We start from the raw sequence: 13,224 nt of genomic DNA on the forward strand, positions 1-13,224 counted from the left end.
TGGTCACTAGGTCAGAGGACGCGACGAACGTGCGGGTTCCGGAAACATGTGCGAGTTGAGTAACAGCCGGAGTGGGCTCGGGCGCGGTGGCCGTCAGCCCCTCGGGTCCCTCAGCCCCTCGGGCCCCTCAGGCCCCGTACGCCTTCCCCTGCCCCTTCGCGGGCTTGGCCCCCGCGAGGAGGTGGGCCGGGACCAGGTCGCGGGCGGGCTCGGTGTAGCCGACGGACACGATCCGGTCGCCCCGGTAGGTGAACGTCGTCAGGGACGCCAGCGTGCACTGCCGCTTGCGCGGGTCGTGCCACAGCCGCCGCCGCTCGACGTACGACCGCAGGGTCCAGATCGGCAGCTGGTGGCTGACGACCACGGCCTCGTGCCCGCGGGCCCGGTCGCGGGCGGCGTCGATCGCGCCCTTCATCCGCACGACCTGGTCGACGTAGGGCTCGCCCCAGGACGGCTTGAACGGGTTGACCACGTGCTTCCAGTTGGCGGGCCGGCGCAGGGCGCCGTCGCCGATGCCGAAGGTCTTGCCCTGGAAGACGTTGGCGGCCTCGATCAGGCGCGCGTCGGTGTCGAGGTCGAGCCCGTGCGTCTTGGCGATCGGGGTGGCCGTCTCCTGCGCCCGCTCCAGCGGGGAGGCGACGACGTAGGTCACGTCGCGGGGCGCGAGGTGCTCGGCGACCCGCTCGGCCATGCGCCGGCCCAGCTCGGAGAGGTGGTAGCCGGGGAGCCGCCCGTACAGGACGCCGGTGGGGTTCTCGACCTCGCCGTGCCGCATGACGTGGACGACGGTCAGCTCCTCGTTGTTCTCGTGGCTCATGCCGTCGCCTCCGCAGCCGCGCGGGCCGCCGCCGGGAGGGCGTCGGCGATGCGCTGGACGGCCCGCTCGTCGTGGGCGGTGGACACGAACCAGGACTCGAAGGAGGACGGCGGCAGGTAGACGCCGTTGGCGAGGAGGGAGTGGAAGAAGGCGGTGAACCGGAAGGACTCCTGCGCCTTCGCGTCCTCGTAGTCGCGGACCGGCCGGTCGGTGAAGAACACGGAGAACATGTTGGAGGCGGTCTGCACCCGGTGCGCGACACCCTCCTTGGCGAGCGCCTCGGTCACGAGCGACTGGATCTGCGCGGACACGGCGTCGACCTTCTCGTAGGCCGCGTCGTCGAGGAGCCTCAGCTGGGCGAGCCCGGCGGCGGTGGCGACCGGGTTCCCGGAGAGGGTGCCGGCCTGGTAGACGGGCCCGGCCGGGGCGAGGTGCGCCATGACGTCGGCGCGCCCGCCGAACGCGGCGGCGGGGAACCCACCGCCCATGACCTTCCCGAAGGTCATCAGATCGGGTACGACGCCCTCGACGCCGTACCACCCGGCGCGGCTGGTCCGGAACCCGGTCATGACCTCGTCGGACACGAACAGCGCGCCGTTCGCGGCGCAGGCGTCCTTGAGCCCCTGGTTGAACCCGGGCAGCGGCGGCACGACGCCCATGTTGCCGGGCGACGCCTCCGTGATCACGCAGGCGATCTCGCCGGGGTGGGCGGCGAAGGCGGCGTGCACGGCCTCCAGGTCGTTGTACGGCAGCACGATCGTGTCGCTCGCCTGGGCGCCGGTGACGCCGGGGGTGTCGGGCAGCGCGAAGGTGGCGACGCCGGAGCCCGCGGCGGCGAGCAGCGAGTCGACGTGCCCGTGGTAGCACCCGGCGAACTTGATCACCTTGGTGCGCTGCGTGAACCCGCGGGCGAGCCGGATGGCGGACATGGTGGCCTCGGTCCCGCTGGACACGAGCCGGACCTCCTCCAGCGGCGCGACCCGCTCGACCATCGCCTCGGCGAGCGCGACCTCGCCCTCGGCGGGCGTACCGAAGGACGTGCCGCGGGCCACGGCCTCCTGCACGGCGGCGATCACCTCGGGGTGCGCGTGCCCGAGGATCATCGGCCCCCAGGAGCACACGAGGTCGACGTACTCACGCCCGTCCGCGTCCGTCAGGTACGGCCCCGTGCCGGACACCATGAACCGGGGCGTGCCGCCGACGGCGCGGAAGGCGCGCACCGGGGAGTTCACGCCGCCGGGCGTGACGGCCGCCGCGCGGTCGAACAGAGCCTGCGAGGCCGGTGCTTCGTATGGATATGCCAGTTCGCTCATGACCTGCGACTTCTCCGACCTTCTCGACCTTCTCCGACGTATCGGACCCTGCGCGGCGTCAGGTTGCCCAGGGTGACTTCGACAAGGGTAGACAACCGCCCCGAACGCCGTGCCGTCTGCCAGACTGGAGCCCATCCACGCAGCTCATCCGGGCGCGCGGGCGCGGCTCCCGGCCGTCCCGCACACACATGACGGACATATGTTTCAGCGCACGTTTCGGCGAGCGGCCGTGGGGGAGGTCACTGACACGATGATCGGGTTGCGCGGCGGGGGCCACGCGTCCTAGAAAAGCAGTCGGGTGGAGATATGCATCGCGGTGGCGGACTGGGCGAGGGGACCGACGACCTGGGTCCTCGACGTGCCCGGCGGGGAAGGCACCGACGCGAGGCGGAGGAAGCGTCCGAAGCACGTCAGACACACGGCACACCGGGCGAGCCCGACCGGCTCGACGGGCGGGCCGGCCGACTGGGGGCGGGGAGCAGGAATGGTGGTCGGGTGGGGGTGACCTACAAGTACTTCGGCGCGCCCGACGGCGCGACCGCGGCCCGCGTCCCGATCTCGATGCGCCCCGAGGAGCTGGGCGGCGACGAGCTCGGGATGAACGGCATGTTCACCAAGATCAAGCCGGAGACCATGGCCGCCATGGTCCTCACCGGCATCGAGGGCGTCCCCCTGCACAAGGTCCCCCCGCTGGAGCTGGTCGTCCTGCACCCCGACTACGCGGTCGTGAAGCTCCCGATGACCGTGGTCGACCCCCTGCGCGGCATCGGCGAGGAGGCGGTCGGCGCGGCGGCCTTCATATGGTCCACGGTCCCGGACCGAGGCGGCCCGCGCGACGCGTTCAACGTGTACCAACTGCTGCACGAGTGGCAGGACTTCTCGCACCGACTGCACGAGGCGGGGCATCAGCCGTACTGCCTGGTGTGGCCCTGAGCTGGGATTTCGTGGAGTTCGGGCGGGGTCTTCGGGCCTCGCCCATTTTCGTGCCGAGGAGGGGCCGTCAGGCGGCCAGGGCACATTGAGGGCACATTGGTTTTGCTGGGGGTGGTGATGTGCCCTGCGGCTCTCCGGTTTCCGACGGCTCCGCGCCGGTGAAGGCGTCGTCTATCGCCTTGCGGGTCCGGCTCTCGCTGGACGGCAGCAGGTGTGTGTACGTCCGGAGCGTGAAGCCCGGGTCTGAGTGGCCCAGGTACTCGGAAAGTGCCTTGATGCTCTCCCCCGCGTCCAGGAGCACGGAAGCGTACGCGTGCCGGAGGGCGTGCATGCCGTCCTCCCGGGCCGCCTGGAGGTACCTCGCCCCGCGCCCGCGGGGAGGAATCACGCCGGCGGCGACCAGGGCTCGCTTCCAGGCACCCATGTTGAAGACGCTGCGGTTGTACGCCCGGCCCTTCTCGTCGGCGAAAAGCAGCCGGAAGGTCTTGGGCTCGCCGTCGGGCTTCGCCCAGGGCAGCGTGACCGCCGTGGGCGGGAATCGCGCCATGTGGGCCTTGAGGGCTGCGGCCAGCTGAGCTGGCAGCGGCACTGACCGGATCCGGTTGCCCTTGGGCAGAGCGAACACCGGCTTTGTGCCGACGAGCCGCACCTGCCGGTTGACGTGGATCCAGCCGCCCTTGAAGTCAATGTCCTCGACGGCGAACCCGAAGACCTCCCCTTGGCGCAGACCGCACCCGAAGGCGATCTTGCCGCCTGCCTGGAAGCGCTCGGGCAACCCGGCGATGACGGCACGCACACGCTCCAGGGACCAAGGGACGATCTTCTTCTTGGTCGCGGTCGGCAGCTTGACCGACTTCGACTTGCACGGGTTCTTCGGCAGCAGCCCGTCCTCCACGGCCATGCCGAGGATGCTGGAGAGGATGTCGAAGATGCCCTCGATCGTCGACACCTCGAAGCCGCCGTCCTGCAGCGTGCGAATCCAGCCCTGAACGACCGAGGGCTTGTTCAGGGACCGCAGCTCTCGCCGGCCAAGATGGGCGACGATGTGATTGCGGACGGTGGCCTCGTAGCGGAGGGCCGTGGTCGGGCCGACCGAGTTCGCGTCGAGCCACTTCTGGGCGTAGGCGCCGAGCGTCTGCTTCGTCTCGGCGGGAACGACGTAGCTGCCGCTCCGGATCTCGACGTCGACCTCGGCCGCACGCTTGTCGGCTTCTGCCCTCGTGTGGAAGTTCTCCTTGCGCTGGTGGCTTTCCAGGTCCCGGTACCGGACCTGCCAGCGCTTCCCGGTCCCGTGGTCAGAGGTCGGGACCATCCGCCGGGTGCGGCTCTTGTGCTCGCTGCACTGGGTCTCGTCCGGCTTGGGATGGGACTTATGCCAGCGGTCGTACACGTCAGCCAAGGAGGACCCCCTGGGCACGGCAGCAGAGGTCCACTTCGGTGTGGCGAGGGTGGGCGGGGCAGACCCCGGCAGGCAGCAGAGCCGTCGCACGAACACCGAGGGCTTCGGCGATCACGACGAGGTCGTCGATGTCGCAACGTCGATGGGCACGCTCGGTGCGGCTGAGCACGGTGTTGGTCATCGGGCGGCCCATCGCCGTGCAGCGGGCAGCCAGTTGATGCTGGGTGAGGCCGAGCGCCAGCCGCGTGCGCTCGATGGCGCGGGCGGTATGCAAGCCGGCGGGGCCTATTTCGAGAGGTCGAGTTGCCATAACAGGTAGCTGTAACTTGCAGCCGAAGCCTTTGGCAAGAGTTGGTTCTTAAACTCTACAGAAGTCGCGTCCCGCCGGATCAATAATCCTCCCGACCAATTCCTGACACACGGCACCGGAAGGCTGCGCCACCGATTCCACGCGCCGGAAGCGAGCGCAGTGTAGCTGACTGCACCCATCGCCGATGGGTCGCCACCTGGGCTTACGAACAGCCCGTCACCCTGGCACCGATTTTTTGGTCAACCGCCAATTCGCCCTTACGGTATTGCCTCCCGTACTCACCGACGGGGACTTCTGGAGCCTTCTAGAACCAACTCTGGACTTCTCCGCCCAGGGTGTGGCTGTGTTGTCCACGCAGTTGTCCGAAACCGAAAAGGGAGCCCTATGCCGAGCCTTTCCCCCCGTCCTGCCCACACCGCTGCCGACGCCAACCGACGCGGCCCCCTGGCCGCCCCGGCGGAAGTCGCCGAGTACCTCGGAGTGCCGGTCAAGACGCTCTACCAGTGGAAGTACCGGGGCATCGGCCCGAACGTGCACAAGGTCGGCCGCCACCTGCGCTACCGCTGGGCCGAGGTGGACGCCTGGCTGAACGCCCAGGCCGCGTACGACCTCGCCGTCTGAGGCCACCACACGGGAAAGCGAAGCGGCTCCCGGCGAGCCACCGCCGGGAGCCGCGCGGTCCCTGCCCTCATCGCCCCTTGCCAGAAAACGATCTGTCTCGGTGAGTCCGGACCTTGCCCGTCCGGCCCACCAGGGAGGAACGCCTGTGGACGAATCTACGACCTCTCCGACCCCCACCGCACCCGCCAGCCCTCTGCCTTGGCCACCCGTGGCCGTCCCCGGCCAGGGCGATACGACCGATCCCCCGTCCTCCGGGGGTGACCAGCCGTACAGCGCCAACGAGGGCGCAGCGCTGCTGGACGAGCTCCGGGCGGCGATCGCCCGATACGTGATCCTGCCCAGCGGTGACGCGCTGACCGCCGTCACGCTGTGGGTGGCGGCCACGCACATCCAGCCGGCACTGCAGCACGCACCGCGCCTGGCGGTGGTCGGACCGGCGAAGCGGTGTGGCAAGTCCCGCCTGCTGGACGTGATCACGGAGACGGCGCACGACCCGTTGATCACCGTGAACACCAGCCCGGCTGTCGTCTTCCGCGCCATCGGTGACGACCCGCCCACTCTGCTGGTGGACGAGGCCGACACCATCTTCGGCAGCGTCAAGGCCGCAGAGAAGAACGAGGAACTGCGCGGCCTGCTCAACGCCGGGCATCAGCGCAACCGGCCCGCCCTGCGGATCTCCGGTCCCGAGCACAAGACGCGGAAGTTCCCCACCTTCGCCATGGCCGCGCTGGCCGGCATCGGCGCCCTGCCGGACACCGTCATGGACCGGGCGGTGGTGATCCGCATGCAGCGCCGCAAGGACGGAGAGCGCGTCGAACAGTTCCGCTCCCGCCGCGACATCCCAGCCTTGCACGCTCTGCGGGACCGCTTGGAGGCATGGCTCCGTCCGCTCCTGGACACCGCCGAGGACCTGGTACCGCGGATGCCGGTACAGGACCGCGCGGCGGACACCTGGGAACCGCTCGTGATCGTCGCGGAGCTGGCGGGAGGCACCTGGCCCGAGGACGTGCGCGCAGCCTGCGCGGCCATGTGCGCAGCCGAGGCGGACAAGGACGACGAGTCCAATCTCAAGACCCGCCTGCTGCAGGACATCCGGCGCGCCTTCGCCCGCTGCGGCGACCCGGACATCATGCGCACCCGGGATTTGCTGGAGGAGCTTCTCAAGGACCAAGAGGCTCCGTGGGCCGAGTACGGCACCACCGGCCTCAGCCCACGCCACCTTGGGCTCCTCTTGAAGGACTTCGACATCAAGGCCGCCACCCTCCGCTTCGAGGGCGGCAGGCAGGCCAAGGGCTTCGCACGCCTCCGCTTCACCGACGCCTGGGCGCGGTACTGCCCGGAGGAGTCCGCCTCCGAGAACGGTGACGAGAGCGCCCCGACAGGCCCGGACCCGCACCCGTAAAGACTCGTCGCACCCGTCGCATCGCAGGTCAACCCCGTGACGGGTGTCGTCGCTGCGACGAGTCGTCTCGTACCACGACGATCACCCGTACCTGCTCTGACCAGCCGTGCGACGGGTGCGACGGGTCCGCCACCTCTCTGCCCACCAGCCCTCCCCGCTTGGAGCACCCGCTTGCCTGTGCGCACCACCGCGAGCCCAGTACCGATGATGACCGCCGCGATCCGCCTGGGGGTCGCTCTGGTCGGCACGATCGGCTTCGCCCTCTCGTACGACGCCCTGCGGCAGATGGCAGTGGCCATCCACATCCGCGGAGTGCTGACGTACGCCTTCCCGCTCGTGATCGACGGGTTCATCGCCATCGGCGTCGCGGCCCTGCTCATCCTGCGAGCCGCGCCCTGGCGATCTCGCCTCTACGTCTGGGCCCTGGTTGGCATCGCCACCATCACGAGCATCTGGGCGAACGCCCTGCACGCCGTCCGTCTGAACCAGGAGAGCGACGCCGCCGGGCTCCACCTGGACGACGTCACCGTCGGCGCCCTGTCGGCCATCGCCCCGCTCGCGCTCGCCGGAGCCGTCCACCTGGATCTCGTCATACGCCGTCATCCCACCGGACGGCACTCGGCTGAACCGGTCAGCGCTCAGCGCCACACTCACGTCGAGAACGTGCTGCGGCCCGCTCTGAACAGCGACACGGCCGATGCCTCGAAGGGCGCGGCACAAGCACGGCCCGGAGTTGTGGCGGAAGACATCGCGGACGTGGCGGACCCTCCGGCCGAAGTGGCGGAGACGCGTCAGCCGCACAGCCCGATCAAGGGCCGGCAGCCCAGCGTCTCCACGGAAACGCTCCTGGCTCTCGGCCGCGCCGCGCCTCTGGGCCGCCAAGGACGTATCTCCCGCCGCCACGTCGAAGCGGCGATCCGAGCCCAGGGTCACCCCGTCGGCAAAGACCGACTCACCGAGATCACACGCCGCCTGCAGGCCGAACTCGACCGTACGCCCGAGCGCGTCCCCTAGCGCAGCTGACCGGTCGGTACCGCCCGACATCGCGCTGCTCAGCGAGTGGCCAAAGGGCGGAGCCAGCCGCCCCAGGAACTTCCCGTCCGCCGACTCCTAGTAAGGACTGCCCCGATGCGCGAAGCCCGACGTGAGCTGCCCTTCGGACAGCGGGAGATGACCACAAGCGTCACCCAGCCAGCAAGTTATCCCCTTGGATACTCCGCCTTGAGCGGAGTATCCAAGGGCTCCCCTGCCTCTGAGGGGCAGGGGCTCGTCCGGCGCCGGGGGACGCCAGACGAGGAGGCTGCGACCGAGGGCGGATCGCAGCCACAGGGGACACAGGACAGACCCGAGCAGCCGCGTACGCGCCGCCGCAAGTACCAGCGTCGCCAGCGTCCGCACGTCCGCAACACCCGCTTCAGCGACGACGAACTCGCCCTCGTGACTGCCGGCGCGAAGGCCGCCGGCCTCACCCTCGCAGGCTTCCTCGCCCGCGCTGCCCTCTCGGCCTCTCGCGACCTCGAACGGACCTCGAGTGCCGTCGCCGGCGAGCGCGAGGTCATCGCCGAGTTCTTCGCCGCCCGCCGGCACCTCGGCCACGTCGGCAGCAACTTGAACCAGATCGCCCGAGCGATCAACGCCGGAGGGCACCCGGCCGAACTCGACGTGGTCATCGCGGCCACCGACCGCGCCGTCCAGCGCGTCCAGCACGCCACCGACCGGCTCCTCCACCAGGACTAGGACCCCATCACCCGCATGATCCCCAGGATCCAAAAGCGCGGACAGCGCACCATCGGCCTTCTCTATTACCTCTATGGACCCGGCAAGTTCGAAGAGCACACCGACCCGCACCTGGTCGCCTCCTGGGATGACAACGCCCCCGACCCCGGCCGCGACCCGTCCGCCACACTCAAACAGCTCCAGAACCTCCTCGACCAACCCGTCGAGAACGTCGAACAGGCTGATCGGCCCAAGAAGCATGTCTGGCACCTATCGGTCCGCAATGCCAAAGAAGACCGACTTCTGAGCGACGAGGAATGGGGCGAGGTCGCCCGACGCATGGTGGCCGCCGCCGGCATCGACGACCCCCAGCAAGGTGCCGGATGCCGATGGGCCGCGGTCCGGCACGCTGACGACCACATCCACATCATCGCCACCCTCGTACGCGAGGACGGGTTCAACCCCGACCTCGATCACGATGCCCTCCGCGTCCAGGCCCAGGCCCGCGCGCTCGAAGCGGAACTCGGCCTGCGCCGCTTGAACAAGGGTGACGGCACCGGCGCGAAGCGGCCCACCAGCGCCGAGCGCCACAAGGCCAAGCGCCAGGGCCGCGAACGCACCGCCCGTGAGGAACTGCGGGAAGCGGTACGCCGCGCGGTGACTGGCGCGAGGAGCGACGAGGAGTTCTTCGACCGGCTCGCCGCCGCCGGCCTTCTGATCCGCAAGCGGGCCGCGCCCTCTGGAGACCTAATCGGCTACAAGGTCGCTCTGCCGGACGACCTCAACAGGGACGGCGAACCGGTCTTCTACCCAGGCGCGCGCCTCGCCCCCGATCTCTCCCTGCCCCGCATCCGGGAGCGCTGGTCCGGCGACGCCCAGGAAACGCCTGCTACCCGGCAAGAGGAAGCACCCCGTACGGCGCCGGGCGCCCCGGCCTCCGCCCGCCGCAGGACGGCATCGGCCACGTGGCAGGCCGTACTCGTCGTCGAGCACGGCGACGATGCGGTCGCTGCCGCCCACATCGCTGCGGCTGGCGAAGTCCTGGACGCCCTCGCGAAGACGTCCGCTGCCCACACCCGCCGCAACCTGCGTGACGCCGCGGCGGCCTTCGAGCGGGCCTCCCGCTCCCACGTCCGCGCCGTACGCGGGCACGACCAAGCACTGCGGCAGGCCGCACGGGACCTCGTCCACGGCGGGCCGGCCCTCGGCCGCGGTGAAGACGGCGCCACCACGGCGATGGCGATCGACATGCTGATTTTCCTCATCACCGCCGCCGCGCGCTGGCACGCCAGAAAGGGACACGTTCAGCAGGTCGGGGCCGCCACCCGGGCCGCCGAACACCTGCGCACCGCCTACCAGACCGCCTCCGCGCAACCCCTCGGTGTGCTCTACCAACGAGGTCGGCGCCTGAGCCGGCCGATGCTCCAGCGGCAGACCGTGCTGCTGCGCGAGACGTTGCCGGAGCTGGTCGAGCAGATCCTCGCCGAGCCCGGCTGGTACGCCTTGGCCGCGACCATCACGGAGGCCGAAGCCGCCGGCCACGACCCAGCCGCCCTCCTCTCCGACGTTACCGAGCGCCGCGAACTCGGCAGCGCGGGCTCCATCAGCGATGTGCTCGTGTGGCGGATACGGCGAACAGCCGACCTGCCCGCCGACGCCTCCCACCTGCCCGAGACCAGCGCGGCAGGGAGCCGCTCCACCCCGGGCAGGACGACGATCGAGCCCTCCGTGCCCGGCAAGCGCCACAGCGGGGAGGAGGCAACGCGTACGTACCGGTGAGTGCGACGGGTACCGGCACGCATCACGGGCAGGACCACGCAAAGAATCACGGCCAACCGCGATCCTCGGCTTCTGCGAGGAGGCGCGAGGCAGGGTAGCCGTACGCTCGGCTCACCGCAGCGAGCATGGTCACCGTCGGGTCGGTCACCGCCCGTTCCATCCGTGACAGCGTCGAACGGCTGACACCGCTGCGCTGTTCGACGTCGTACACGGACCAACCACGTTCGGTCCGCAGGGCGAGGAGCAGGCGGGCCAGCTCTGTCTTGATGCACGTGGAGCCGCCCGCGGGGGCGGATTCCTGTCCCGGAGATGTGGCTGGTGCGCCCGGATGCTTCAGCGATCCGCCGCAGTTGCTATGAGTCGATGACGAGTGGCTGGCTTCCTTCGAGGCGGCCGGACCAGTAGCGGTCGGCGTTGTCGCGCGAGGCCCGGACCGAGATGACGAGCCGCTGGGAGACGTTGTTGCGGTCACGGATGCTGAGGGCTCCCTGGACGGTGGCGGTCCGATGCTCGGCGTTCCAGTCGACGGAGCCGATCGCGGGCACGCCGAGCCATACGAGGCTGCTTCGAACGTCGTCGTTGGTGACCGGCGGCGGAACGGCGGAGGCACACCGTGCGCGCTGGTCGGCCGGGCAGTGGTTGGCGGCGCACGTCGGGCTGGCGTGAACCCCGTGGATGTCTGAGCGCCGCAGTACGTGAGCCAATGCGCAGGAGTTGGTCTGGAAGATGGGGTGGGCGGGGTAGCGGGTGGGGAGCGTCTCCAGAAGGTCCCAGGTCTGTCGGGGCCACACGGCATCCGCCGATTCGAGGGGGAGATCCTCGGAGCCGAGTGCGGGCCACAGTTCGGTCATCTGCCCGCGGGCACCGCGTTTGACCTTCAGGCCCACCGCGACGGTGCAGATCGAGTACCGGGCAGCCCAGTCCAGGACACGGGTGATGATTTCAGGGGCGGCGTTCGCCGGCATCAGTGGGCGCCAGTAGTGGATGACAGGGATGCCGCGCACGTGCAGGCGCCGGAACGTGGCGCGGAGCGCCTCGTGGTCGATGCCGCGCTCGATGTCGGGCCCCAGGCCCGAGTAGCTGAGGTACACGATGACGGGGACACCGGCCGCCCGTGCGTCGGAGATGGCGTCGGCGACCTCGTCCGTGACGGCGCACTTCGTGATCAGGCACACCGGGTTGCGTAAGCCCATGCCGACCAGTTCGTCGAGCAGGGCGACGAGGTGCGCTCGGGTACGCGGCGTCGACAAGGCGTCGGTGCAGGTGTAGAGGGCGAGCACGGCCTGCGGGTGGAAGAAGGGGCTGGCCTTGAGCAACTCGGCCGTCTGTCGCGGGGTCGCCAGCTCGGTCGGTTTGACGAGGGTCTGCTCGCGGTCGCGCAGGTAGCAGTAGCCGCACGCCTTCGGGCACCCCTGGACCGGATTGACCGCCAGCCAGGTTTCGTGCTGGTCGATGACGGGTTCCCAGATGCGTTGCGTAGGCAGGCTCGGTACGGGAGTGCGCACGGGCTGGGTCCTCTCGGGCCGGATCCACGCCGACCGCCTGGCTGTGGACCGGCGGACGGTGCGGATGGTCAGACGGGTTGGGTGGTGATGCGCGCGCCGACAGCGGCCAGCTTGGCGACGGGCTCCTCGTAGCCGCGTTCCAGGTAGCGGGTGCCACTGATCGTGCTGGTGCCGTCGGCGACTAGGGCGGCGAGGACGTAGCCGAAGCCCGCGCGCAGGTCGGGGATGGTCAGGTCGGCGGCCTTGAGCTTGCTCGGTCCGCTGATCTTGGCGGTGTGCAGGAAGTCCCGGTTGTGCCAGCGGCAGGCGGAAGCCCCCAGGCACCGGGTGGTCAGCTCGATCTCGGCTCCCATGGCCCGGCGGAGCTGTTCGGCGTAGCCGAAGCGGTCCTCGTAGATGGTCTCGTGGACGACGGAGGTGCCGTTCGCCTGCGTGAGCAGGACGGTGATGGGCTGCTGCCAGTCGGTCATGAACCCGGGGTGGACTCCGGTCTCGATGTCGGTGGCCCTCAGCTCCCCGCCCCGGAAGAACTCCAGGCCGTGTTCGGTTTCGGTGAAGTCGCCGCCGATGTGGCGCAGGACGTTGAGGAAGGTGATCAGGTGGTCCTGCCGGGCGCCGCGTACTTCGATGCGCCCGTCCGTCGCCACAGCCGCTGCCGCGAACGAGGCGATCTCGATGCGGTCGGCCACGGTGCGGTGCTCGACGCCGCGGAGCGCGTCGACGCCGACGACGGTGAGTGTGCGGTCGGTGTCGATGGTGATGAGGGCGCCCATCTTCTGGAGCATCAGCACCAGGTCGACGATCTCGGGTTCGACGGCCGCGTTGGAGATCACCGTCGTCCCTTTGGCGAGGACCGCTGCCAGGAGCAGGTTCTCCGTGGCACCCACCGAGGGGAACGGCAGCTGGACGTGCGCGCCGGTGAGCCGGTTCGCGCTGACCTTCACGGAGCCGGGGCGGTCCACGGTGTCGGCGCCCATCTGATGCAGTCCTTGGAGGTGGAAGTCGATGGGGCGCTTCCCGATGGTGCAGCCGCCCGGCAGCGGCACGACCGCCTCGCCACGGCGGTGCAGCAGCGGTCCCATCATCAGGATGGGGATCCGGTTGACGCCCGAGTACATGGACGACAACGACGTGCTCATGGCCTTCGGCGTGTGGACCCGCACCGTGTGCTCGCCGAGCCAGGTCACCTCGGTGCCCAGCTCGGCAAGCATGCCGAGGACGATGTCCACCTCCAGAATGCGTGGTACGCCGTGCAGCACACAGGGTTCGTTGGTCAGGAGCGTGGCGACGAGTTCCTTGGTTACGGCGTTCTTCGCTCCCGATGCCTCGACAGTGCCGCGCAGCGGTACTCCGCCGGTGATGCGGTACGCGTGGCGGTCAGTGGCCATCGGACGCCCCTTGGAGGTCGCGCTATCCATCTCGTGATGTT

At 69.8% G+C, this 13,224-nt stretch carries 13 protein-coding genes; 6 read left to right on the plus strand and 7 right to left on the minus strand.

Annotated features, from left to right (window positions below; translation table 11 throughout):
• Positions 1-127: 127 nt before the first annotated feature.
• Together ACIRGB_RS35025 and hemL are read right to left on the minus strand one after the other, a co-directional pair.
• Positions 128-817, minus strand: coding sequence for a histidine phosphatase family protein (locus ACIRGB_RS35025; RefSeq protein WP_403873547.1), 690 nt, complete (start codon positions 815-817; stop codon positions 128-130).
• Positions 814-2,130, minus strand: a complete 1,317-nt coding sequence (hemL, locus tag ACIRGB_RS35030) for a glutamate-1-semialdehyde 2,1-aminomutase (protein ID WP_403873550.1) — start codon at positions 2,128-2,130, stop codon at positions 814-816. Before hemL ends, ACIRGB_RS35025 begins: the two co-directional genes overlap by 4 nt.
• A 306-nt stretch (positions 2,131-2,436) precedes the next feature.
• Here hemL and ACIRGB_RS35035 point away from each other — a divergent pair, with 306 nt between their 5' ends.
• Positions 2,437-3,063, plus strand: a complete 627-nt coding sequence (locus ACIRGB_RS35035; protein WP_171987336.1) for a hypothetical protein — start codon at positions 2,437-2,439, stop codon at positions 3,061-3,063.
• 67 nt (positions 3,064-3,130) lie between these two features.
• Here ACIRGB_RS35035 and ACIRGB_RS35040 read toward each other — a convergent pair whose 3' ends face one another.
• Positions 3,131-4,453, minus strand: coding sequence for a tyrosine-type recombinase/integrase (locus ACIRGB_RS35040; RefSeq protein ID WP_403873624.1), 1,323 nt, complete (start codon positions 4,451-4,453; stop codon positions 3,131-3,133).
• Position 4,454: 1 nt separating this feature from the next.
• The gene (locus ACIRGB_RS35045; protein ID WP_403873554.1) at positions 4,455-4,736 is read right to left on the minus strand and encodes a helix-turn-helix domain-containing protein; all 282 of its coding nucleotides are present in this window, start codon (positions 4,734-4,736) and stop codon (positions 4,455-4,457) included.
• A 420-nt stretch (positions 4,737-5,156) separates the two neighbouring features.
• Between ACIRGB_RS35045 and ACIRGB_RS35050 the strand changes: the two genes are divergently transcribed.
• The 5 genes from ACIRGB_RS35050 (at position 5,157) to ACIRGB_RS35070 (ending at position 10,290) form a co-directional block, all read left to right on the plus strand.
• Positions 5,157-5,393, plus strand: coding sequence for an AlpA family transcriptional regulator (locus ACIRGB_RS35050; RefSeq protein WP_224301088.1), 237 nt, complete (start codon positions 5,157-5,159; stop codon positions 5,391-5,393).
• A 145-nt stretch (positions 5,394-5,538) separates the two neighbouring features.
• Entirely contained in the window at positions 5,539-6,795 is a 1,257-nt protein-coding gene (locus ACIRGB_RS35055; RefSeq protein ID WP_403873558.1) for a DUF3631 domain-containing protein, read from the plus strand.
• Positions 6,796-7,002: 207 nt separating this feature from the next.
• A complete protein-coding gene (locus ACIRGB_RS35060; RefSeq protein WP_403873561.1) occupies positions 7,003-7,809 on the plus strand; it encodes a DUF2637 domain-containing protein in 807 nt (268 codons plus the stop codon).
• A gap of 156 nt (positions 7,810-7,965) precedes the next feature.
• Positions 7,966-8,532, plus strand: coding sequence for a plasmid mobilization protein (locus ACIRGB_RS35065; protein WP_403873627.1), 567 nt, complete (start codon positions 7,966-7,968; stop codon positions 8,530-8,532).
• 15 nt (positions 8,533-8,547) lie between these two features.
• Positions 8,548-10,290, plus strand: coding sequence for a relaxase/mobilization nuclease domain-containing protein (locus tag ACIRGB_RS35070; RefSeq protein WP_403873564.1), 1,743 nt, complete (start codon positions 8,548-8,550; stop codon positions 10,288-10,290).
• Positions 10,291-10,336: 46 nt separating this feature from the next.
• On the opposite strand, the gene ACIRGB_RS35075 is transcribed toward ACIRGB_RS35070, so the two are convergent.
• The 3 genes from ACIRGB_RS35075 to murA all read right to left on the minus strand — a co-directional run bounded on the left by ACIRGB_RS35075 (position 10,337) and on the right by murA (position 13,183).
• Positions 10,337-10,762, minus strand: coding sequence for a helix-turn-helix domain-containing protein (locus ACIRGB_RS35075; RefSeq protein ID WP_403873566.1), 426 nt, complete (start codon positions 10,760-10,762; stop codon positions 10,337-10,339).
• Positions 10,644-11,795 (minus strand): hypothetical protein, encoded by a 1,152-nt coding sequence (locus ACIRGB_RS35080; protein ID WP_403873568.1) that lies wholly within the window; start codon positions 11,793-11,795, stop codon positions 10,644-10,646. Before ACIRGB_RS35080 ends, ACIRGB_RS35075 begins: the two co-directional genes overlap by 119 nt.
• Positions 11,796-11,863: 68 nt before the next feature.
• Positions 11,864-13,183 carry a UDP-N-acetylglucosamine 1-carboxyvinyltransferase gene (gene murA, locus ACIRGB_RS35085; RefSeq protein ID WP_403873571.1) on the minus strand — a complete coding sequence of 440 codons (1,320 nt, stop codon included), beginning with the start codon at positions 13,181-13,183 and terminating at the stop codon, positions 11,864-11,866.
• Between the last annotated feature and the right edge of the window lie 41 nt (positions 13,184-13,224).

It is taken from the genome of Streptomyces sp. NPDC102490, assembly GCF_044765285.1.
GTDB lineage: Bacteria > Actinomycetota > Actinomycetes > Streptomycetales > Streptomycetaceae > Streptomyces.

What these genes read in the sequence shown, in the direction of transcription:
- ACIRGB_RS35025 (WP_403873547.1), bottom strand. Translation starts at nt 817, where the DNA reads ATGAGCCACGAGAACAACGAGGAGCTGACCGTCGTCCACGTCATGCGG.
- hemL (WP_403873550.1), bottom strand. Translation starts at nt 2,130, where the DNA reads ATGAGCGAACTGGCATATCCATACGAAGCACCGGCCTCGCAGGCTCTG.
- ACIRGB_RS35035 (WP_171987336.1), top strand. Translation starts at nt 2,437, where the DNA reads ATGCATCGCGGTGGCGGACTGGGCGAGGGGACCGACGACCTGGGTCCT.
- ACIRGB_RS35050 (WP_224301088.1), top strand. Translation starts at nt 5,157, where the DNA reads ATGCCGAGCCTTTCCCCCCGTCCTGCCCACACCGCTGCCGACGCCAAC.
- ACIRGB_RS35060 (WP_403873561.1), top strand. Translation starts at nt 7,003, where the DNA reads ATGACCGCCGCGATCCGCCTGGGGGTCGCTCTGGTCGGCACGATCGGC.
- ACIRGB_RS35065 (WP_403873627.1), top strand. Translation starts at nt 7,966, where the DNA reads ATGACCACAAGCGTCACCCAGCCAGCAAGTTATCCCCTTGGATACTCC.
- ACIRGB_RS35070 (WP_403873564.1), top strand. Translation starts at nt 8,548, where the DNA reads ATGATCCCCAGGATCCAAAAGCGCGGACAGCGCACCATCGGCCTTCTC.
- murA (WP_403873571.1), bottom strand. Translation starts at nt 13,183, where the DNA reads ATGGCCACTGACCGCCACGCGTACCGCATCACCGGCGGAGTACCGCTG.